At 72.2% G+C, this 21531-nt stretch carries 19 protein-coding genes, 1 tRNA gene and 1 pseudogene; 6 read left to right on the top strand and 15 right to left on the bottom strand.

Going from position 1 to position 21531, the window contains the following annotated elements:
* Window positions 1-85 precede the first annotated feature (85 nt).
* From ACWDX7_RS16385 to ACWDX7_RS16330, 12 genes are all read right to left on the bottom strand, one after another.
* Window positions 86-1252, bottom strand: coding sequence for a lipid-transfer protein (locus ACWDX7_RS16385; RefSeq protein WP_451488724.1), 1167 nt, complete (start codon window positions 1250-1252; stop codon window positions 86-88).
* The gene (locus ACWDX7_RS16380) at window positions 1249-1644 is read right to left on the bottom strand and encodes a MaoC family dehydratase (protein ID WP_451488899.1); all 396 of its coding nucleotides are present in this window, start codon (window positions 1642-1644) and stop codon (window positions 1249-1251) included. The genes ACWDX7_RS16385 and ACWDX7_RS16380 overlap by 4 nt, the downstream gene beginning before the upstream one ends.
* Before the next feature lie 18 nt (window positions 1645-1662).
* On the bottom strand, window positions 1663-2706 hold the full coding sequence (locus ACWDX7_RS16375; protein ID WP_451488725.1) for an acyl-CoA dehydrogenase family protein: 1044 nt from the start codon (window positions 2704-2706) through the stop codon (window positions 1663-1665).
* Window positions 2706-3848 (bottom strand): bifunctional MaoC family dehydratase N-terminal/OB-fold nucleic acid binding domain-containing protein, encoded by a 1143-nt coding sequence (locus ACWDX7_RS16370; RefSeq protein ID WP_451488726.1) that lies wholly within the window; start codon window positions 3846-3848, stop codon window positions 2706-2708. The genes ACWDX7_RS16375 and ACWDX7_RS16370 overlap by 1 nt, the downstream gene beginning before the upstream one ends.
* Window positions 3845-4996 (bottom strand): acyl-CoA dehydrogenase family protein, encoded by a 1152-nt coding sequence (locus ACWDX7_RS16365; RefSeq protein ID WP_451488727.1) that lies wholly within the window; start codon window positions 4994-4996, stop codon window positions 3845-3847. Before ACWDX7_RS16365 ends, ACWDX7_RS16370 begins: the two co-directional genes overlap by 4 nt.
* A gap of 433 nt (window positions 4997-5429) precedes the next feature.
* Window positions 5430-5777, bottom strand: coding sequence for a DUF6344 domain-containing protein (locus tag ACWDX7_RS16360; RefSeq protein WP_451488728.1), 348 nt, complete (start codon window positions 5775-5777; stop codon window positions 5430-5432).
* 282 nt (window positions 5778-6059) lie between these two features.
* Window positions 6060-6146, bottom strand: a tRNA-Ser gene (locus ACWDX7_RS16355).
* Window positions 6147-6209: 63 nt separating this feature from the next.
* The gene (locus ACWDX7_RS16350; protein ID WP_451488729.1) at window positions 6210-7157 is read right to left on the bottom strand and encodes a trypsin-like serine peptidase; all 948 of its coding nucleotides are present in this window, start codon (window positions 7155-7157) and stop codon (window positions 6210-6212) included.
* Window positions 7158-7345: 188 nt separating this feature from the next.
* Window positions 7346-8398 carry a YeiH family protein gene (locus ACWDX7_RS16345; RefSeq protein ID WP_451488730.1) on the bottom strand — a complete coding sequence of 351 codons (1053 nt, stop codon included), beginning with the start codon at window positions 8396-8398 and terminating at the stop codon, window positions 7346-7348.
* Window positions 8398-8952: a cysteine dioxygenase gene (locus tag ACWDX7_RS16340; protein ID WP_451488731.1), complete on the bottom strand. Its 555-nt coding sequence runs from the start codon at window positions 8950-8952 to the stop codon at window positions 8398-8400. The genes ACWDX7_RS16345 and ACWDX7_RS16340 overlap by 1 nt, the downstream gene beginning before the upstream one ends.
* 98 nt (window positions 8953-9050) lie before the next feature.
* Entirely contained in the window at window positions 9051-9956 is a 906-nt protein-coding gene (locus ACWDX7_RS16335; RefSeq protein WP_451488732.1) for a LysR family transcriptional regulator, read from the bottom strand.
* Window positions 9957-10046: 90 nt separating this feature from the next.
* A complete protein-coding gene (locus tag ACWDX7_RS16330; RefSeq protein WP_451488733.1) occupies window positions 10047-11579 on the bottom strand; it encodes a S1C family serine protease in 1533 nt (510 codons plus the stop codon).
* A gap of 170 nt (window positions 11580-11749) precedes the next feature.
* On the opposite strand from ACWDX7_RS16330, the gene ACWDX7_RS16325 reads away from it, so the two are divergent.
* From ACWDX7_RS16325 to ACWDX7_RS16315, 3 genes and pseudogenes are all read left to right on the top strand, one after another.
* A complete protein-coding gene (locus tag ACWDX7_RS16325; RefSeq protein ID WP_451488734.1) occupies window positions 11750-12607 on the top strand; it encodes a glycerophosphodiester phosphodiesterase in 858 nt (285 codons plus the stop codon).
* 84 nt (window positions 12608-12691) lie between these two features.
* Window positions 12692-13299 (top strand): annotated as a pseudogene (locus ACWDX7_RS16320) (ATP-binding protein).
* A 198-nt stretch (window positions 13300-13497) separates the two neighbouring features.
* A complete protein-coding gene (locus tag ACWDX7_RS16315; RefSeq protein ID WP_451488735.1) occupies window positions 13498-14472 on the top strand; it encodes a DUF5926 family protein in 975 nt (324 codons plus the stop codon).
* A gap of 178 nt (window positions 14473-14650) precedes the next feature.
* On the opposite strand, the gene ACWDX7_RS16310 is transcribed toward ACWDX7_RS16315, so the two are convergent.
* Together ACWDX7_RS16310 and ACWDX7_RS16305 are read right to left on the bottom strand one after the other, a co-directional pair.
* Entirely contained in the window at window positions 14651-15247 is a 597-nt protein-coding gene (locus tag ACWDX7_RS16310) for a hypothetical protein (protein WP_451488736.1), read from the bottom strand.
* Window positions 15248-15365: 118 nt separating this feature from the next.
* Window positions 15366-16070 carry a bifunctional DNA primase/polymerase gene (locus ACWDX7_RS16305; RefSeq protein WP_451488737.1) on the bottom strand — a complete coding sequence of 235 codons (705 nt, stop codon included), beginning with the start codon at window positions 16068-16070 and terminating at the stop codon, window positions 15366-15368.
* A gap of 483 nt (window positions 16071-16553) precedes the next feature.
* Here ACWDX7_RS16305 and ACWDX7_RS16300 point away from each other — a divergent pair, with 483 nt between their 5' ends.
* Window positions 16554-18080: a PP2C family protein-serine/threonine phosphatase gene (locus ACWDX7_RS16300; RefSeq protein ID WP_451488900.1), complete on the top strand. Its 1527-nt coding sequence runs from the start codon at window positions 16554-16556 to the stop codon at window positions 18078-18080.
* Between the two features lie 179 nt (window positions 18081-18259).
* Entirely contained in the window at window positions 18260-19735 is a 1476-nt protein-coding gene (locus tag ACWDX7_RS16295; RefSeq protein WP_451488738.1) for an aminopeptidase P family protein, read from the top strand.
* 215 nt (window positions 19736-19950) lie between these two features.
* Here ACWDX7_RS16295 and ACWDX7_RS16290 read toward each other — a convergent pair whose 3' ends face one another.
* Window positions 19951-20394, bottom strand: coding sequence for an ATP-binding protein (locus ACWDX7_RS16290; RefSeq protein WP_451488739.1), 444 nt, complete (start codon window positions 20392-20394; stop codon window positions 19951-19953).
* Between the two features lie 272 nt (window positions 20395-20666).
* Between ACWDX7_RS16290 and ACWDX7_RS16285 the strand changes: the two genes are divergently transcribed.
* On the top strand, window positions 20667-21482 hold the full coding sequence (locus ACWDX7_RS16285; protein ID WP_451488740.1) for a hypothetical protein: 816 nt from the start codon (window positions 20667-20669) through the stop codon (window positions 21480-21482).
* Window positions 21483-21531: the final 49 nt, after the last annotated feature.

Raw genomic sequence — 21531 nt, 5'->3', positions numbered from 1 at the left:
GCGGGGGACGGGGGCGGGGGCACCCCGGCGCCGCCCGGATCCGTCCTGGGCGCCGCCCGTATCCGTCCTGGGCGCCGCCCGGGCCTCAGCCGTCGGCGCCCAGGATCAGTCCCGAGGTCGGTACCCCGGTACCGGCCGTGACCAGGGCGTGCGCGGCGCCCGCGACCTGGTTGACCGAGGTGCCGCGCAGCTGGCGGACGGCCTCGGCGATGCCGTTCATGCCGTGCAGGTACGCCTCCCCCAGCTGGCCGCCGTGGGTATTGAGCGCCAGCGCGTCGGCGGCCACGAAATCGGCGGCCTCGCCGGGCCCGCAGAAACCGAACTCCTCCAGCTGCATCAGCACGAAGGGGGTGAAGTGGTCGTACAGGATGCCCACGTCGATGTCCGAAGGCCGCAGCCCGCTGGTCCGCCACAGCTGGCGGGCGACCACGTCCATCTCGGGCAGCCCGGTGAGGTCGTCGCGGTAGAAGGAGGTCATGGCCTCCTGGCGGCGGCCGGCGCCCTGTGCGGCAGCAGTGATCACTGCCGGTGCGTGCCGCAGTCCGCGGGCCCGCTCGGTACTGGTCACGACGAGGGCTTGGCCGCCGTCCGTCTCCTGGCAGCAATCCAGCAGCCGCAGCGGTTCGACGATCCAGCGGGAGGCGGCGTGGTCGGCGAGGGTGATCGGCTTGCCGTAGAAGTACGCGGCGGGGTTGTTCGCGGCGTGCCGGCGGTCGGTGACCGCGACGTGCCCGAAGGCCTCGGGGGTGAGGCCGTAGGCGTGCAGGTAGCGCTGGGCTGCCATCGCGACCCAGGAGGCAGGCGTCAACAGGCCCCAGGGCAGTGCCCAGCCGAGGGCCGCACCCTCCGCCGACGGCTCGCGCCGCTGTACGCCGGAGCCGAAACGGCGCCCGGAGCGCTCGTTGAAGGAGCGGTAGCAGACCACGGTCTCGGCGACGCCGGTGGCGACGGCGAGCGCGGCCTGCTGGACGGTGGCGCAGGCCGCGCCGCCGCCGTAGTGGACGCGGGAGAAGAAGGACAGCTCGCCGATGCCCGCCGCCTGGGCCACGGTGATCTCGGGGCTGGTGTCCATCGTGAAGGTGACCATGCCGTCGACGTCGGCGGGGGCGAGCCCCGCGTCGTCGAGGGCGGCGTGCACGGCTTCGACGGCGAGCTTGAGCTCGCTGCGGCCGGAGTCCTTGGAGAACTGCGTCGCCCCGATGCCGGCGATGGCGGCGCGGCCGCCGAGCTGGTCGCGGGCGCGGACGCTCATGGCGCACTCCCGGGAGCCACAGCGACCGTGACGGTGCCGGTGACGTGGTGGCCGATGCCGTTGGCGCCGATGACGCGGATCTCCGCGGTGTCCCCGTCGAGGGCGGTGACGGTACCGGTCAAGGTCATGGTGTCGCCCGGGTAGTTGGGGGCGCCGAGGCGGATGGCCACCTTGCGCAGGACGGCCCGGGGTCCGAGGTGGTCGGTGATGTACCTGCCGACCAGGCCGTTCGTGGTCAGGATGTTCATGAAGATGTCCGGGGAGCCCTTCTCGCGCGCGAGCGAGGCGTCGTGGTGCACGTCCTGATAGTCGCGGGAGGCGATCGCGCCCGCGACGATGAGGGTGCGGGTGACCGGGATCTTCAGCGGTGGCAGCTCCTCGCCGACTCTGATCGTGACGACTCCCATGCCTCAGCCCTCCTGCGCCAGCACGGCGCCCAGTTCGGCCAGCAGCTCGCTGCCGCAGCCCAGGTACGCGTCCAGCTGCCGCCCCCACAAGAAGTGGCGGTGGACGGGGTGATCGAGGTCGGCGCCCGTGCCGCCGTGCAGATGCTGGCCCGCGTGGACGACGCGCTTGCCCGCCTCGGAGGCCCACCAGGCCGCCGTCAGCGCCTGCTGGCGCGCCGGGAGGCCCTGATCGATGCGCCAGGCCGCCTCGTACGCGGTGACCCTGATCGCCTCGGTGTCCATGTACGCGTCCGCCGCGCGCAGCATGACCGCCTGGTTGGTGGAGAGCGGACGGCCGAACTGCTCGCGGGTGGAGGTGTGCGCGACCGCGCGGGCGAGGGAGCCCGCGCAGACGCCCGCCTGAAGCCCGGCGAAGGCCGTGCGGGCGGCGTCGAGCGTGTCCTCGTAGGGGTCCCCGGCGCCTGCCGCGCTCTTCGCGCCGATGCGTTCCGCCTCCGCGCCGGTCAAGGTCAGCCGGCCCGCCGACCAGGGGGCGGTGGTCTCCACCGCCGACGTCTCCACGCCGGGCGCGTCGACCCGTACGAGCCACAACGTCCGCTCGGCGTCCGGGACCAGCACATGGGTGGCGTCGCGCAGCCAGGGCACGACCGGCGCGGTGCCGGTGAGCCGGCAACCCGTGGACGTGATCCGGCCGCGGACCGGGAAGGCTCCGGTGGCCACCGCCTCGCCCGTGCCGAGGGCGGGCAGCAGGCGGGCGCGCTGCTCCGCGCTGCCGTGCGCGACGAGGGGGAGGATCCCGTAGACGCAGGTGGCGGCGTAGGGGACTTGCGCGGTGGTACGGCCCTGTTCCTCCAGCAGCAGCACCAGCCCGAGCAGGCCGAGGTCCTCCACCGCGGTGGTCAGGCCGGCCGTGGTGAGGGCCTTCCACAGCTCGGCGTCGCTGCCGGTGCCCGCGGCGGCGAGGCGGTCGTGGGTGGCGAGATCGCGGAAGATCCGGGCGGCGAGGCCGGCCGCGGCGGCCTGCTCCTCGGTGGGGTGGAAGTCCATCAGCCCTCACTCCCGCGGAAGACGGGGAGTTCGAGGCCGTCTTCGGCGCGCAGGAACTCCAGCCGGACGGGAAGGCCGATGCGCACCTTGTCGTACGGGACGCCGGTGATGTTGCTGATCATTCGCACGCCCTCGGCCAACTCGACCAGGGCGACCGCGTACGGGCCGGGTGGGTCACCGGGGGCGGCGGGCGCGGCGAAGGCCGGGAAAGCGGGGTGGTGCATCACGACGTAGCTGAACACCGTGCCGGCGCCGGACGCCTCGACGGTGTCCCAGTCTGGCGAGGCGCAGGCGTTGCACCCGGGGAGCCACGGGAAGCGGAGGGTGGCGCAGGCCGTGCAGCGCTGGATGAGGAGCATGTGGTCGCGGACTCCGTCCCAGAAGCCCTGGTTGTCACGGTTGATCACGGGGCGGGGGCGCTGCGCCGGGGGCCGCGCCGACGTGCTGGTCTCGGGCTGGGGCGCGGTATGGGTCAGGGCCCCGGTCTGGGGCTGGGGCTGGGGCTGGGGCTGGGTTTGGGGCTGGGCCTGGGTTTGGGGCTGGGCCTGGGGTGCGGCGGGCTTGTACTTCAGGATCCGGAAACGGTGTGTACCGGCGAGTTCGCCGTCCGCCCTGACGTCCATGCGGGTGGTCACGAAGTGGCCGCTGCCCAGCTTGGTCGTCTTGCGGGCCGACACGGACTCGATGACGGCGTCGAAGGTGACGGTCTCCCCGGGGCGCAGTGGACGGAGGTACTCCTGCTCGCAGTCCGTGGCCACCACCGAGGTGTGCCCCGCGCCGTCGAGGAGTGCGAAGAGCGCGTCGTAGGCGGCGGATCGGCCGGGATGGCCGCGGAGCCCGCCCATCGTCCACGCCTGGAGCATGGTGGGCGGAGCGATGGCGTCCGGCCCGGTGTAGGCGGGGTTGGCGTCGCCCATCGCCTCGCACCAGTGGCGGATCATCGGCTCGTTGACCGGGTCCTTGCCGCGGCCGCCGGTGACGGCCGGCTGCCCCTCGAAGGCCTTCAGCAGCTGGTGGAAGCGGGCCGCTTCCCTCGTACCACCGGCTTCCCTAGCCCCACGGGACTCCCCGACACCACTGGGCTGCGCGGCACCACCGGGCTCATACGCCGCCTCGGGACCGTCGCTCCCGTCGGCCGTCATCGCTTCCTCCCCTTCATGCCCAGCCGCGTCATCGCGACGATCTCCCGCTGGACCTCGCTGACTCCGCCGCCGAAGGTGTTGATCTGGGCCGCCCGGTTCATCCGCTCCAGCTCGCCACCGGCGAAGGCCGCGGGGCCCCGTACGAGCGCCTCCTCGCCCACCACCTCCTGGCACATCCGGTAGACCTCCACGGTGGTCTCGGTGCCGAGGAACTTCACCCCGCTCGCGTCCCCGGGGGCCAGGTCGCCTCCGCCCACGTCCTGGACCAGGCGCCAGTTGAGAAGGCGTACGGCGGCCAGTCGCGCGTGCGCCTCGGCGAGCCGCGAGCGCACCCAGGGCCGGTCGGCGGGGCGGTCGCCGGTGACCGGGTCGGGGGTCCGGGCATGGGTGAGGGCGGATGCGTAGAAGTCCTCGGCCTGCATGCCCATGGCGGCGAGGGCCACCCGTTCGTGGTTGAGCTGGTTGGTGATGAGGCCCCAGCCCGCGTGTTCCGGGCCGACGAGATGGCCGGCCGGCACCCGGACTGAGTCGTAGTACGTCGCCGTGGTCGTGAGTCCGCCGACGGTGTCGATCGGGGTCCAGGCGAAGCCGGCGGCGTCCGTGGGCACCAGGATGATCGAGATGCCCTTGTGCTTGGGGGCCTGCGGGTCGGTGCGGCAGGCGAGCCAGATCCAGTCCGCGTTCTGGGCGTTGGAGGTGAAGACCTTCTGCCCGTCGATCAGCCATTCATCGCCCCCGCGGACGGCGCGGGTGCGCAGCGAGGCGAGGTCCGTGCCGGCCTCGGGCTCGGAGTAGCCGATGGCGAAGACGATCTCTCCCCTGAGGATCCGGGGCAGGAAGTATTCCTTCTGCTCCTGGCTCCCGTACTTCATCAAGGTCGGACCGACGGTGTTCAGCGTGACCATGGAGATGGGGGCGCCGGCCCGGTAGGCCTCGTCGAAGAACACGAACTGCTCGGCGGCCCCCCGGCCTTGACCGCCGAATTCCACGGGCCAGCCGAGGCCCAGCAGGCCGTCGGCACCGATGCGACGCAGCAGCTCGCGCTGTCGGTCGGGGTCTTCCGGTGCTCCGTCGGGCAGCAAGGCCCGGAAGTACTTCCGCAGTTCGGCGCGCAGCCGCAACTGACCGTCGGTCGGGGCGAGGTGCACGGCGCTGGCCTCCCGGCATCACATCACGAGTTGACCTGACTGTCCGTCAGATTCGCCAGTGGTGTCAAGGTGCCGGGCACGGGGGTGGGAGGCCGCGGTGTGTCCGGACACACCAAGAAGGGCCGCGTCGTCCGGGAGTCTCACCGACTCCCGGGCCTACGGCCCTGCGATACCGAGTTCCACGCCATCGCATGCCCCGGCGCCTGCCGGGGAACCATCCGTGCCCCGCTCAGGGGGCACCTCGCGGCGCGATCCACGGTCACGACCGACCGGGCTCCAGCGCCTGCGCTGATCTCTTGCGATGCTCCTACGCCTACTCGTCCTCCCGCGCCGAATTCGGCGCGTTCTCCTACCGGCGGCGGCGCGTACGCCTGCGAAACCGGACCTTGCGATGCGTCTGACGCTCGACAGCCTCGACTTTGCGGTACGGGACCTACACGGCCAGCGCGAGCACGTCCCGGTCCGCGGCCCCCGATCCGGCGCCCATGGCGACGGCGGTGGTCGAGCGGCGGACGGAGGGGGTCTTGCCGTGGGCCTCGGCCCGGATCCGCTGCTTGATGGTCGGCGGCAGCGAGCCGCCCCGCATCATCGCCCGCCAGGTCCGTCGGGCCCTCACCGTCGCCCGGCGTGCGCCGGCGGCCGCGGAGGCCGGGGCGGCGGGAGCCGGGGCGGAGGCGGCAGTCGGAGCGGCCTTGCCGCCGAATCCGAGGGAGGAGAGGAGAGCCACCAGAGCGGCGAGGACGGCGGTCCAGATCGACGTGACAGGGTTGCGCTGAGCCATGACGGGGTCCCTCACTTCGCGATGTTCCGACGGGCGGATCTGCATACATTCGTCATGATGTGGCCGCAACCGCACCGACCTCACCACGCGCGCCGATCTTCCGACAAACACCACTCGAAGGGCCCAAAGGCCCCTCCCGCCTCAGCCGCGGCGGAACCCGGGTAGCCCTGGGAACAGGGGGAACCCCGGCAACACCGCCCCGTTTTTATGACCCGTCCACGACGAAGGGGGTGTCCCTATGACGGGACACCCCCTTCTGGCCGACTGCGTCGCCGACGGGTGCGGTGGGTGTGGGATTTGAACCCACGGTGACATCGCTGCCACGACGGTTTTCAAGACCGTTCCCTTAGGCCGCTCGGGCAACCCACCTGGCCGGTACAGAGTACCGGGCGGTGGGGGTCCGCGGGGGCGGGAGCGGGGCTGGGCGGGAGGTCAGGCGTTCTGGGCCCTGTCGTAGGCCGCCTTCGCCTCGTTGCCGAAGTACGGGCCGTACATCCGGTTCGGCAGGAAGGTGTAGCCGAAGCTGTTCACCGAGACCTGGGTGCCGAGGCCGGTGGTCTCGTTGAAGTCCTGGAACCAGGGGCCGCCGCTGGAGCCGCCGGTCATGTTGCAGGCCAGGCTGTGGTCCTTGGTCAGCAGGAAGTCCTTGCCGCTGTTGCCGCTGCAGTAGACGAGCTTCGAGCCGTCGTACGGCGCGGCCGCGGGGAAGCCGAAGGAGTACATCTTCTTGTTGTAGCCCCCGTTGAAGAGGACGCCCTGGGCTCCGACGGCCTGGCTGAGGGTCCGGCCGTTCAGGGGGGCGACGACGGCGAGGCCGACGTCCATGTTCATGTCCTCGCTCGCGGCCCACTGGTCGGTGGCGAAGGTCTTGGTGGCCGACCACTGGCCGTAGGGCGCGGCGCCGTTGTCGTACGCCGGGACGAAGACCCAGTTGGTGTGCCAGGCCCCCTGGTACTTCACGCAGTGCCCGGCCGTCATGACGGTGCTGCCGTTGGCGCTGGTGATCGAGTCGCCGGAGCAGGAGGCGGTCCGGTCTCCCATGGTGAAGAAGACCCGGCCCGAGGTCCTCACCACCGCGCCGCCACCCGTCCAGGCGCCGCCCGCCTGCGGAAACGCCGTGGGGGATGCGGCGGCCGTCGCGGGGATGCGGGTGGGGGTGGCCGAGGTGGCGACCGGCGTACGGGCGGCTCCCGGCGCCGCTGTGATGTCGAGCGGGGCGGCGGCGCGCATCCGCTCCGCCGTCCAGAAGCCCTCGGTGTGCTGCTGGCGGAACGAAGCGGGGGTGTCCGCGGCGACCGAGGGGGTGGCCGCCGTCAGAGCGCCCGCGATCAGGGCGCCCGCGCTCAAGAGGACGGATACGGCCGTGCGATGACGATTCACGCAGGACTCCTTCTGCCGTGCCCGGTCCGTGGGTGGGGCCCGAGCAGGGGGGGGTGAAGAACTGTCAGTGCGGATCGGCTGTGCGAGGTGCGGAGCAGAGTGGCACGACGGCGCGTCGATGTCAGGAGGCAGTCGGAACGTTCGGTCGGTTCCGGCCAGTAATTGGCCGACTCCCGGCCGCCCGCCGGTCATACGGTGAGCATCACGCCCCCGTACGCGGCCCCGGCGACCACCACCCAAGCCCCGAGGCCGAGCAGCGCGGCCCGGCCGCCGGTCCGGGCCAGCGTCGGCAGGTGCACCGCGCTCCCGAGGCCGAACAGGGCCGCCGCCAGCAGTGCCTCCTGAACGGTGTGCGCCCACTCCAGCGCTCCGTCGGGCAGTACTCCGGTGGCGCGCAGCGCGGCCGCGGCGAGGAACCCGGCCACGAAGAGGGGCACGGGGGCCGGTCGGCGTCCCGAGGCCATGCGCACCCCGCGCCGGCGGGCCCGTACGGAGAAGGCCACGGCCGCCACCAGGGGGGCCAGCAGCGCCACCCGCATCAGCTTGACGAGCACCGCTTCACCCAGCGCGCCCGGGCCGGCGGTCTGCGCGGTCGCCACGACCTGGCCGACGTCGTGGACGCCCGCGCCCACCCACCGGCCGAAAGCCGGGTCGGAGAGCCCGAGCGGGCTCTGGAGCAGGGGGAGTACCGCTATGGCCAGGGTTCCGCACAGGGTCACCAGCGCCACCGAAGCGGCCACGTCCTCCTCGTCGGCGCCCGAGACCTCACTCACCGCGCCGATCGCCGAGGCTCCGCAGATCGAGTATCCGGTGGCGATCAACAGCGGCTGCTGACCCGGGAGTCCGAGGCGCCGGCCCAGCCAGAGGGTGCCGATGAAGGTGGCCGCGACGACGCCGATCACCATGGCCACCGTCGCCCAGCCCAGCCGCAGCACCTGGTCCAGCCCGAGGCCGAGCCCCAGGAGGACGATGCCGATGCGCATGAGCCGCCGCCCGGCCAGGGAGAGTCCCGGGCGCGCGGTTCCCCGTACGAAGGTCCGCAGGCCCGGGAGGTGCGCCACCGCGATGCCGAGCACCACGGACGCGGTGAGCAGGGGTACGGCCGGCACGAGGCGGTGCACGCACCATGCCGCGAGGGCCCCGGTGACGGCGAACCCCAGACCCGGCCAAGGGGTCGATGTTTCACGTGAAACACGATCGGTCCGCGCCGCCCGCACGACGGGGCGGTTCAGCAGGGCCATCAGTGGGCGGGGAGCGTGTAGACCCGGCGGACGCTGCTGCCCAGGCGGGCGACGTCGGCGCCGTAGACGTGGAGGGATATCGCGGTCGTGGGACAGGAGTTGCGGACCTTGTGTATGTCGCCGGGTGGGGCGAATCCGCAGACGTCGCCGGGGCCGTTGACGACTTCCTCGGTCGCCACCAGGCGGGCGCCCGCCGTGGCCGTCGCCGGGGCCAGCCGGTAGCGGAGCTCGCTCTCCTCACCCTCGTGCACACCGGCCACGCACCATGAGACGTGGTCGTGGATGGCGGTCTCCTGTCCGGGCAGCCACACCAGGGCCACCACCGAGAAGCTGCCGTCCGGCTCGGCGTGCAGGATGTGCTGCCGGTACCGGTCGGGGTGACCCTCGCGCTGCTCGGGCGTGAGCAGGTCGGGCGTCCCGAGGTGCGGGGCCAAACGCTCGCCCACGAGGTAGGCGGTCACGTCCGGAGCCAGCCCCCGGTCCACGACGGTACGGATATCACGGACGAGGGCGGCCATCCTCGTGGTGGTGCGGGCCGGCGTGGTGGTGGTCATATGAGCAGCGTGCTGCCGCCGTTCCATCACGTCCAACGACAGTTGTGACCCGAAATCCCAAGCAGCGCTTATGGATCGGCCAGCAGGGGACGCTTCGGTCAGCAGCCGACGCGGTTCGCCGCCACCTGCTTGAGCGCGTCGAGCACCACGGCCGTCGCCGGCACCCGCAGGTGGTCGCGGTAGACGTAGGCGGCGATATGGCGGCGGGCGGCGGGCTGGAGCGCCCGCCCGCAGACCCGGTTCAGCGACAGCGAGGGCAGCACCAGCGCGGGCATCATCGCCACGCCCAGGCCCTGCGCGACAAGGCTCTGCACCACCAGGTTGTCATCGGTCGCGAAGCGGATGTCCGGCACGAAGCCCAGCTCCGCGCACTCGTGCAACAGGTTCGCCCGGCAGCGTGGACACCCCGCGATCCACCGTTCCTCGGCGAGGTCGGCCAGGTGCACGGCCCGGCGCCGGGCCAGCGGGTGCCCGGTCGGAAGCAGCACCGTCAGCTGGTCCTCCAGCAGCCTGACCTCGGTCACCTCCTCCGGGATCTCCTCGTGCAGGCCGGGATAGGTGAAGGCCAGCGTGATGTCGCACTCCCCGCGCTCCAGGCGGCGCAGCGAGTCCGGCGGCTCCCCCTCCAGCAGTTCGACCTGCACGCCCGGATGGTCCTTGGCGAGGCCGCTCAGGGCCTCGGGGACGAGGGTGACATTGGCACTGGGAAAGCCGCACAGCCGCACCCGGCCGGTGCGAAGGCGCGCGTACGTCTTCAACTGGGCCTCGGCTGCGGAGAGGCTGCCGAGGATGGTCTCGGCATGCCGGGAGAGGGATTCCCCGGCCTCGGTCAGCCGCATCTTCCGGCCGACCCGGGTGAAGAGGGGCGTTCCGACGGCGCGTTCGAGCGCCTTCATCTGCTGGGTGATGGCGGGCTGGGTGTACCCGAGGACGCGAGCGGCCGCCGAGTAGGACCCGGAGGCGACCACTGCGTGAAACGTCCGTATGTGCCGGGAATCGAACACGGGGGAAGCATAAGCGGAGGTTGGGAGGGGCCGTAGGCGCAATCCCGCCTACGGCCCCTCCCCATCAAGCCACCGCCCTTGCTGGGCGCCCTACTTGTCGCCGACCCGCGAGCCGAGCGTGATGTCGACCGTCGTCGGCTTCCCGTCGCGCAGGTAGGTGAGCTTCACCGTGTCACCGGGCTTGTACGTCCAGATCAGGCTGATCAGCGTCGGACCGCTGTCGACCGGCTTACCACCGAACTCGGTGATGATGTCGCCCGGCTTGAGGCCCGCCTTGCCGGCCGGACCGTTCGGGTCGACCAGCTCGTTGGCCGGAGCGCCCTGCTCGGAGATCTTGGCGCCCTCGACCTTGGACTGGAGGTCCACGGAGACCGAGATCACCGGGTAGACCGGCTTGCCGGTCTTGATCAGCGATTCGGCCACGTTCTTCGCCTGGTTGATCGGGATGGCGAAGCCGAGGCCGATCGAACCGGCCTGACCGCCGCCGAAGCCGCCGTTGCCTGCGGACTGGATGGCGGAGTTGATGCCGATGACGGCGCCGCGCCCGTCGAGGAGCGGGCCGCCGGAGTTGCCCGGGTTGATGGAGGCGTCCGTCTGGAGGGCGCTCATGTACGAGTTCTTGCCGCCGGAGCCGTCACCGGAGGCCACCGGGCGGTTCTTGGCGCTGACGATGCCGGTGGTGACCGTATTGGCCAGGCCGAAGGGGGCGCCGATGGCGATGGTCGAGTCGCCGACCGCGACCTTTTCGGAGTCGCCCAGCGGCAGCGGCTTGAGGCCGCTCGGCGGGTTCTTCAGTTTGAGGACGGCGACGTCGTACCCCTGGGCCCGGCCCACGACCTCGGCTTCGTACTTCTTGCCGTCGGAGAAGGTCGCGGAGAGCTTGCCGCCGTTCGCGGCGGAGGCGACCACATGGTTGTTGGTGAGGATGTGGCCCTGCTGGTCGTAGACGAAGCCGGTTCCGGTGCCGCCTTCACCGTCACCGGCCGAGGCCTCGATGGTGACCACGCTGGGCAGTGCGCCCGCCGCCAGGGCCGCGATGGAGCCCGGCTCGCGCTTGAGGTCCTTGGCGGGGGTGGCGGCGCTGACCGTGGTGGAGCTGCTGCCGTTGTCGGTGCGGTCCGCGGCCCAGTAGCCGACGCCGCCGCCGACGCCACCCGCGATGAGGGCCGCAGCGAGCACGCTCGCGATCAGGCCGCCCCTGCCCTTCGGCTTGGGCGCCGGGTTGGTCGGGGGGTGCGGGGGAACGCCCCAGGCACCGCCGCCGTGGCCGCCGCCCGCACCGTACGCGGGCACGGTGGGCGGCGGGGGCGGCCAGCCGCCTGCTCCGTGCGCGGCCGGAGGCTGGTGGCCGTGCGGCGCGGGAGTCTGGGCGTAGGCCGGGGCCACGGGAGGCTGGGTGGGCGGAAGCTGCTGGGTCACCGGCTCAGCCGGGCCGACAGGTGCGGAGGCAGCCTGCGGTGCGGCGGCCGGCTGGGCGGCGGCCGGCGGTGCGTCGGCCGGCGGCGAGGCCGGTACCGGGGGCTGCGTCGCGGAGGCCTGAGCAGTCGCGGAGGCCTGAGCAGGGGATGCGGACGGGGCCGCGGGGGGTGTGGGGGCCGCGGTGCCCTCGTTCTCGGTGCTCACAGCGCTCTCTCCTCGTCACACACGGGCATCAGAAATATCTGGCGATATCGGTTCGACTCAACGTTCGACGTGCCGCACAAGTTCCTGGGTCAAGCCTTTCCCATCACCCGTCAGAGCACTGTAAGCCGGACCTGTGCATCCTGCCCCACTCTTTATATCCGACATTTCGGATGGGGCCGCAGTGCCCGGCTCGACGCCGCGACCCCCCTCGGTGGCACCATGACCCGGTGACCCACGCAACGCCGCGCCACATCCAGGTCGTCGCCCACCGCGGCGCCTCGGAGGATGCCCCCGAGCACACCCTGGCCGCCTACCGCAAGGCCATCGAGGACGGCGCAGACGCCCTCGAATGCGATGTCCGGCTCACCGCCGACGGCCATCTGGTCCTCGTCCACGACCGCCGGGTGAACCGCACTTCCAACGGCCGCGGCGCCGTCTCCGCCCTGGAGCTGGCCGACCTCGCCGCCCTGAACTTCGGCGCCTGGAGGGACCGCGACGAGGCCCCCGACTGGGAGGCGGACCCCGAGCGCACGTCCGTCCTCACCCTGGAACGCCTGCTGGAGCTGGTCTCCGACGCCGGGCGGCCGGTCCAGCTCGCGATCGAGACGAAGCATCCGACCCGCTGGGCCGGACAGGTGGAAGAGCGCCTCCTCTTCCTCCTCAAGCGCTTCGGCCTCGACGCTCCGCCCGCCGACGGCCCCCACCCGGTGCGCGTCATGAGCTTCTCCGCGCGCTCCCTGCACCGGGTCCGCGCGGCCGCACCGACGATCCCCACCGTGTACCTCATGCAGTTCATCTCGCCGCGGATGCGGGACGGGCGGCTGCCGGCCGGAGTGAAGATCGCGGGCCCGGGGATCCGGATCGTGCGCAACCACCCCGGCTTCATCCGCAAGCTTCAGGCCGCCGGGCGTTCCGTACACGTATGGACCGTAAACGAGCCGGATGACGTTCAGCTGTGCGCTGATCTGGGTGTAGAGGCAATCATCACGAACAGACCTCGACAGGTTCTGTCCCAGCTGGGGCGCTGACGTCCCCATTTGCACACCTGCCACCGCAGACCCGCCTGTGACGGCGTGTGCTCCGGCGCATCCGCTCCGCATTCGATCGCCTGAATGCGTCAGCGGCCTCTCCATCGGCGGTTTCCGGTCCAGGCCACCGGGGCATCCAGACCATGCGTGGGGCTAAGGAGGTTCCGGGGGTGGCGTTGATGGTGGCACAGGAAGTGCCCACGTCGTCGTGCATGGACGTTCGCCATGGTCCTGCTGGCGTGGGCGAGGCGAGGCACCGCATGCGTAAGGAATTGCGTATCAGCGGAGTGTCCGAATCGGTCGTGGACGATGCCGTACTGATCCTTTCCGAACTACTCAGCAATGCCTGCCGACATGGCAGGCCCCTGAGCACGCGGGAAGCCGGAGACGGGGACGGAGAGGTGCGCGCCGCGTGGCGCGTCGACAAGGCGGGACGGCTGACGGTCGAGGTCACGGACGGGGGCGGTCCGACCCGCCCTGTTCCAGCCACGCCCTCGGTGACCGCACGGGGCGGCCGAGGGCTGAACATCATCAGCGCCCTGGCTCAGGACTGGGGTGTCCGGGACGGAGCGGCGGGTGAGGTCACCGTGTGGGTGATCGTTGCCTGTGGGACCCGGCACGAAGATTTCGCTACGCGCGTTGCGCCCCCGGCGATCGACTTCAGCAGGGTCTTCGACGACCTGGATCCCTGACCCTCGACGGGATCCCCGACAGCAGTACCGGTCATCCGTACCGGTCGCCCGACAGCAGTACCGGTCATCTGTACAGCGGCCGCCGGGAGCGCACGCCGACCGGGCTCCCGGCCGCACCCCACCGGTTTCGACGGTACGAACGGCTAGGCTCGCGACCAGAGACGACGCCGTACCGCCGCAACCGGGAGAACACCCACGATGGCCAAGAAGCGCCCCGCAGCGAAGACTGCAAAGCCGCAGCTCCCCAACGGTGAGATCCCGGTGGTGGGCGCGCGCGAGCCCTGCCCGTGCGGATCCGGGCGCCGCTACAAGGCGTGCCACGGCGCAGCGGCCGCGCACGCCGTCACCGAACACGTCCAGCGCCCCTTCGAGGGACTGCCGGGTGAGTGCGACTGGGTGGCGCTGCGCGAACTGGTGCCCGCGGCCACCGCCGCGCTGCCGCTCAAGGGCGGACTGCCCGAGGGCGTTCCGTCCGTCACGCTGGTGACCGTACTGCCCATGGCCTGGCCGGCCCTGCGCCGCGAGGACGGGTCCGTCCTCCTCGGTCTGCAGAACGAATCGTCCACGGGCGACCTCAGCCGCGACATGGCCGACACCCTGGAGCGGGCACTCGTAACGGACCCGGGAACTCCGGTGCCGGCTCGGCGCGTTCCCGCCGAAGGACCGCGACTTCAGGATCTCCTGGACACCGACGGCGTTTTCGAGCCGGTTGTGCACAGCGGCTTCGAATTCTGGATTCCGGATACGGAGAGCGCCCAGAACGCCTCGCCGGAGATCGCCGCCTCACTGGAGCGTGCCAACGCGGCGGCCATTCCGACGGTCAAGCTGGCCGGAGTGGACGCGGCCTACTGGTGCGAGACGCCGGAGAAGAACCACCTGCGCTGGGTCATGCCGCACCCCGAGGAGAAGCTGCTCGACGCCCTCGCGCGACTGCACGCGGCCGGAACCTCCTCGCTCGGCGAGGGCACCCGACTGGTCGGTTCCTTCCGGGCGCACGGCCTGATGGTGCCCGTCTGGGACCTGCCCACCGGGGTCACGGCCGACGATGTGGAGAAGCCCGCGGCCCAGTTCGCGGAGCGGCTTTCGGCTGCTCTGGCCTCGGACGCCCCGCTGACCGCGGAGGAGCGCCGGGCACGCGGCGGGCTCACCAACCGACAGGTGACCCTCAGCTGACCCGTGGCCCCCGCGGGCCCGGTGACAGGTGTCACAACTCCCGCTAATCGTCTGCAAATCGATGTCTGAATATCAGAGATCGAATTTGCGAACAGGCGATCTCTTGTTACCGTTCTTGTAGCCCGGTCGCTGGTGCATCCCCCGTCGCCAGCGACCGGGCCCTTCCATTTCTCGCGGCTCAACCGTCTTCCGGTGCCGGTGCGTTGCTCCCGGACCGCAACAACAGCTGCCCCTCATCACCCGGAACTGCAAATTCCGCTACAGCCGAGTAGCTGTCCGGCGCCCCCGCCGAGTTCTCTCGCGGTGTCTCACACAGCCCCGGTTCGTCTCCGGCGTCGACCGCGCACCGGATCTGCACGGTGCGCCCGGCCGGCCCCATCACCGTCAGCACGGCGTCCAGCGCGCGGCCACTGGTGTTGCGGTAGTAACTGCGGCCCCACGTACGGCCCTCGCCCACCAGGACGCAGGTCTGCGCCTCCACACCGTGCGGCGAGGACAGCTCGGGACCGCACTGAGCATCCGTACGGGGCTGCGCGGACGGGCCGGGCCGCGCCGGGCCGTCCGGTGCCGCATGCGGAGACGACCGGGGAGACCCGGACGATCCGGCCGGCCCCTGCGATGTGCGCGAAGGGTCCGAAAGCCCGAGCGTCGAAAACAGGCCGCCGCCTTTTCCGTCATCCTGACCGGCGAAATCCGGTCCGGCGATCGCCCCCGCGAGCGGGAGCAACAAGATGATCAGCACACCGGCGCCGATACCGATCAGGCGGAGATTCATTCGCCGAAGATAGCGAGGCGGGAATGGGCCGCGGAGATCCCCGCGCCCAATTCCCTTGGAAACTCGCCCCGCTGGCACCCGTACGAGTGATCCCCGGTGCCCGCGGGTCACCCGCGGGTCAGTACGCGAGCCGGCTGCCGCCGCCGGGCGCCCCGCTGCTCGCCTCGACCAGTGCGTCCACGACCGCCTCGACGTCCGGCAGCCAGATGCTCCCGTTACCGGTGCCCACGGGCTGCCGCTCCCAGCGCACCTGGCCACCGCTGGAGGCAGGGGAGGGCGGCAGCAGCAGGTAGCCGCCCTCGCCGTGGAAGCGCAGCGAGGACGGCACGTGATCCTTCGCGTAGAGCAGTTCGCCCAGCCGCTCCAGCGAGTACGGCGCCACCAGCAGCGACCAGCGGGTGGGCGTGGCCACGATCGGCCCGAGCCGCATGCCCTGGGCGTCCAGTCGTACGACGGCCCGCGCGGCCGCGGCGGCGGGCAGGCTCACCGCACACGGCGCGGTTCCGCCGGTGGCCATCAGGACGGGAGCGGTAGGCCGGTTGGTCCACCACCAGGACACCATCCGGGGGTCGGTGGTGGCCGCGAGCAGCCCCGGATCGAAGGGATGCGCGCCCGGGACGGCGCAGTCGGAGCCGGGGCAGGCGCACCGGGAGCCGTCCGCTCCGCTGCGGCCGACGCCGGGCAGTACGGGCCACCGCCACACGGTCGCGCAGGTGAGCGCGGCATCGAGGAGAGCCTGCGTGCCGCTGCGCGCCCGGGCGGGACGCAGGGACCGCAAGCGATTACGGAGCCGCTGGAGACGCCTTCCGAGGATCTCGCGCATGAGCGCTCGTTCCCTTCCGTTGAACGCCGAGGGCCACATCACACCGTGTCATCGATATCTGACTGCATGTACACGTTCGAGCGTCACTTCTGCTGCCACGCTGCCACGCTGTCCGCCTGGCGCGGGTCCACCCGGTTCCTGCGGGTCTGCCGTGCGGGTTCCGTGCGGATCTTCGGTGCGGGTCTTGGCACGTCTTACGGGTCCATCGAACGCCGGGCGGGGGCGGAACGCGACCGCACCGGCCGTGGCACCGGCTGCCGCCGCTAAGGACGACGGTCGCCGCGAGGCGGTTCCCGCAGGTCCCCGGAGGGCGCCGACGGCGCCAACTGACCCCGGGTGCTGCGGATTACCTACCCGGACCGCTGTGGACGCCCGTCCAGTCGACCGCAAAAACCTCCCGCTTCTGGCTTTTTCCAGCCAAGTTCTAGCCTTGGCTCGACAGTGAGTTTCCGCCCCACGGACACCAGGATTCCCACCTGGGCGATGCTGGACACGCATCCACGTGTGCGTGTAGATGTGGATTCCTTGATGGCGGCGCAGCACGATCTGGGGGTTTGCGATGCTATATGGCGAATCGCACCAGGTGGAAAGGCGGACGCCATGAGCGCCTCGCATCTGCCGAAAGTGGCTGGAATCGATCCAGAAGTCCCCGCGTCACCGCAAACTGCGGCGCCCGCACCCGTACGGACCGCCCCTCCACCGGCCCCGTCACCCGGCCCGAGCAGCCTCATCCAAGACCGGCTCGCGGGCATGGTCTCGGACCTCACCACCCTCCACGAGCTCACCGAGCGGCTGACCCGCACCGGTGATCTCGACTCCTCCCTCCACGAGTTCCTGCGCGCCGGAGCCGCACTCGTCGGTGCCCGCCGCGGCCTGATCGTCCTGGAACCCTCCGACGGGCTCGGCCCCACCGCCACGATCGGCCTCGGCCTCGGCCGCGCCGACCTCGGGCACATCGAGACCGTGCCGCGCAGCGCGACCTCGTACGGCCGCATCCTCGACGGCCTCCCCGACGCGCACGGAGGCTCGGAGGTGCTGCCCGAGCCGGGCGAGCCCGTCGGCGGCGGAGGCCTGGCCGCCGCCGACCCCCGCCACCGTGAGGTGGCCGCCCGCCTGGGCTACGCCGCCAGCTACGCGCTGCCGCTGACGGCCGAGGCCACCGGCCGGCTGGGCGCGGCCGTCTGGCTCTACGACGAGCAGGCCGAACCGGGCGAGCGCCAGCGCGACCTCGCCGGGCTCTACGTCCGGCATGCCGCCGAACACCTGGCCCGGATGCTGGATGTGGAGCGCTCGCGGGCACGTCTGGCCACCGTCGCCGAGGAGCTGCTGCCCAGCCGCCTGCCCCGGGTCCCCGGCGTCGAGCTCGCCGCCCGCCACCACACGGGTCCGCGCGGAGGCGGCGACTGGTACGACGCCCTGCCGCTGCCCGAAGGCGCCCTCGGGCTGGCCGTCGGCTCGGTGGCGGGGTCCGGCCCGAGCGCGGTCGCCGCCATGGGCCGGCTGCGGGCCTCCCTGCGCGCCTACGCCGTCATGGAGGGTGAGGACCCCGTCGCCGTCCTGTCCGACCTGGAGCTGCTGCTGCGCCTGACCGAGCCCGCACGCTCGGCCACGGCACTCTTCGCCTACTGCGAACCCGGCCAGCGCAAGATCACCTTCGCCGGCGCCGGTCACACCCCGCCCCTGCTCATCGGCGAGCGGCGCACCGAGTACGTGGAGACCTCGCTCTCCGCGCCCCTGGGCATGCTGTCCTGCTGGGAGGCGCCGAGCGTGGAGATCGAGCCCGCCCCGGGAGAAACGGTGCTGCTCTACACGGACGGACTGCTGCGGCGTACCGGCGACGCGATGGACCGCGCCTACGCCCGGCTGCACGCGGCGGCCGCGGGCGCGCCCCGCAGCGCCCGCGACGATCCGGCGGCCCTCTGCGACCACATCCTGCGGACCGTGCTGCCCGAGGGAGAGCCGGCCGACACCCCCGAGGACGTCGTCCTGCTCGCCGCCCGGTTCGACTGAGCGCGCGGCTGGCGCCCCGGGGGCGGCAGCTGTGCGCGCCCGGGCGGCGGCGCGGGCGCTGCCAGGGCCCCGGGCCTGGCGGCTGGTCTGGTCTACGGCCACTTCTGTCGGTTTGTGCTCACACATACGATGGATGAGGTCCGTACCCGGTCCATGCCTGTCGAAGCTGAGGAGAAGACGTGGCTGACGAGCTCACCCCGGAGACCCCGGAAGAAGAGCAGCCCCAGAAGACGCACAAGCAGCGCAAGAACGGGCTGTACCCGGGCGTCAGCGACGAACTCGCCGAGAGCATGCGCACCGGCTGGGCCGACACCGAGCTGCACGGGCTGGAGCCCGTCCCCCAGGCCGGGCACACCGCCGCCCGCCGCGCCGCGCTGTCCGCCCGCTTCCCCGGTGAGCGCCTCGTCATCCCCGCGGGCCGTCTGAAGACCCGCTCGAACGACACCGAGTACCCCTTCCGCGCCTCGACCGAGTACGCGTACCTCACCGGTGACCAGACCGAGAACGGCGTCCTGGTCCTGGAGCCGGCGGACACCGTCGGGGAGACCGGGCACACGGCCACCCTCTACCTGCTGCCGCGCTCGAACCGTGAGAACGGCGAGTTCTGGCTCTCCGGCCAGGGCGAGCTGTGGGTCGGCCGCCGCCACTCCCTCACCGAGGCCGAGCAGCTGCTGGGCATCCCCGCCAAGGACGTGCGCGAGCTCGCCGAGGCCCTCACCGAGGCCACCGGTCCCGTCCGCGTCGTCCGCGGTCACGACGCCCTCATCGAGAAGGCGCTGACCGACAAGGTCACCGCCGAGCGCGACGAGGAGCTGCGCGTCTACCTCTCCGAGGCCCGCGTCGTGAAGGACGACTTCGAGATCGGCGAGCTGCAGAAGGCCGTCGACTCCACCGTCCGCGGTTTCGAGGACGTCGTGAAGGTCCTCGACAAGGCCGAGGCCACCTCGGAGCGCTACATCGAGGGCACCTTCTTCCTGCGCGCCCGCGTCGAGGGCAACGACGTCGGCTACGGCTCCATCTGCGCCGCCGGCCCGCACGCGTGCACCCTGCACTGGGTCCGCAACGACGGTGACGTGCGCTCCGGGGACCTGCTGCTGCTGGACGCCGGCGTGGAGACCCACTCCCTCTACACGGCGGACGTCACGCGGACCCTGCCCATCAGCGGTACGTACACCGGCATTCAGCGCAAGATCTACGACGCGGTCTACGAGGCCCAGGAGGCCGGCATCGCCGCGGTGAAGCCGGGCGCGAAGTTCCGCGACTTCCACGACGCCTCCCAGCACGTGCTCGCCGAGAAGCTCGTCGAGTGGGGTCTGCTGGAGGGGCCGGTCGAGCGCGTCCTGGAGCTCGGCCTGCAGCGTCGCTGGACCCTGCACGGCACCGGCCACATGCTCGGCATGGACGTCCACGACTGCGCCGCCGCGCGCACCGAGGCGTACGTCGCCGGGACCCTGGAGCCGGGCATGTGCCTCACCGTCGAGCCCGGTCTCTACTTCCAGGCCGATGACCTGACGGTGCCGCAGGAGTACCGCGGCATCGGCGTCCGGATCGAGGACGACATCCTCGTCACCGAGGACGGCAACCGGAACCTGTCCGCCGCGCTGCCCCGCACCTCCGTCGAGGTCGAAGCCTGGATGGCGCGCCTCAAGGGCTGACGCCCGCGTCGCTCTTCGGGTGGGCCGACCGGTGGGCCGGCCCGGGGGCCGGCTGGTGGGCGGGATCGGGCGCGGGACGGCCGTGCGGCATCCCGCCCACCGGCGTCAGCACGGGCGGATACGCCACGGACGCTGAGGCACGCGAGTACCGGCGGCTCCGGGGGCTGATCCCCGCGTGACCGCCCGCCCGGGGCGGGGTGCACCGGCCGGGGCTTCTACGGCACGCTCACCAGCGCGTCATCGCGCCGCTTGAGCATCTTGTCGAAGCTCACCACGGCTCCCCGGCCCGGCCGGTTGCGGAAGCGGGCGTGGTCGGCGAGTTCCGCGATCAGGTGCAGGCCCCGGCCGTGTTCGGCCAGGCAGGGTCTGCGGCGGTCGACCGTCGCGGGAGGGAACCCGGGACCCGAGTCGGTCACCTCGATGCGGCAACAGTCCCCGTCGAGGTAGGCCGTGACGCGGTACGCCTCGGTCTCGTCCGGGGCGGCGCCGAGCCCGCCGTGCTCCACCGCGTTCGCACAGGCCTCGCTCAGTGCCACGGAGAGATCGAAGGAGATGTCCGGGTCCACCCCCGCGGTCTCCATGGTCCCCAGCAGCAGTCGCCTGGCGAGCGGCACGCTCGCGGCTTCGCGCCTCAAGTGGAGAGACCACCAGATGCTCATACGGTTACCTATTGCCGCGCTCGGCGGACCGTAAGCGCCCCCGCGGCCGTCTGTGTCCTCATTGCCCCCGTTCGGCCGATGCGGCTCTCCCGGGAGCCGGTGTATGCGGAAGCCTCCGCCGTCCGCGCTCGCGGCCGCCGCGGCGCAACGGGTGCCGTCGCCGCAGCCTGATCCAGCGCCGCGGCGGGCGCGGGCTTGCGGAAAGGTGACTCAAGGGACCTTCCGGACCTGCCGTATGGACGGTCCATGCCCAGTGCGATGATGGCCGGGCCATGACTGCCCCCCACTCGACGCGCGCCGGAACCTCACTCCGGCTGATACGGGCCGCGGTGTTCACCGCGGTCTGCGTCGTGCTGTCCGGGGCCGGGCACGCCCTGGCGTCCTGCGCCACCGTGCCCTGGTGGTCCCTCGGCGTCGGCTTCCTTGCCGTGTTCGCCGTCGCGGCCCCGCTCGCGGGACGCCCGCGTACGCTGCCCGGCATCGCCGCGGGGCTCGCCGCCGGGCAGCTCGCGCTGCACACACTGTTCGGCCTCGGCCAGCACGACGCCGCGGCCGCCGCGGCGTCAGCCGACGCCGCCGACACCTCGCTGGCCGCGCTCGCCGCCCGGCTGGTGTGCGGGGGCAACTCCGTACCGCTCAGCCCGGCCGACGCCCGGCAGATCCTGGAGACCGCCGGTCTCGACCCGGCCGCCCTGGCCGCGCAGGCCGCCGCGCAGACGCACAGCGTGCACGCCCACATGGCTCAGGCCGCCACCTCTGAGCCGTCCACCGGCCTGTTCAGTCCGGGCATGCTGCTCGGTCACCTGCTCGCCGCCCTGGCCGCCGGCTGGCTGCTGGGACGTGGCGACGCGGCGCTGTTCCGGCTCCTCGGACTGTCCCTGACCTCCGCCGAAGCCGCCCCGGTACGCGCGCTGCGCACCGCGCTGGCTTTCGTACGCGCCCTCTGCGCCGGGCTTCCGGGCACGCCCGCCCGTCCCGCACGCACGCGGCGGACCGCGGCCGCTGCGGCCGCCCCCACGGGACGGGAAGCACTCCAGCACACGGTGATCAGGCGCGGGCCGCCCATGGCGCTCGCCCTCGCTGCCTGACGCGGCACCCTCCGCCCCGGACACACACGGGAGCACCGGTGCCGCGAAC

This window comes from Streptomyces sp. NPDC003034, from assembly GCF_053591375.1.
This window is presented reverse-complemented; position numbering and strand designations above follow the sequence as displayed.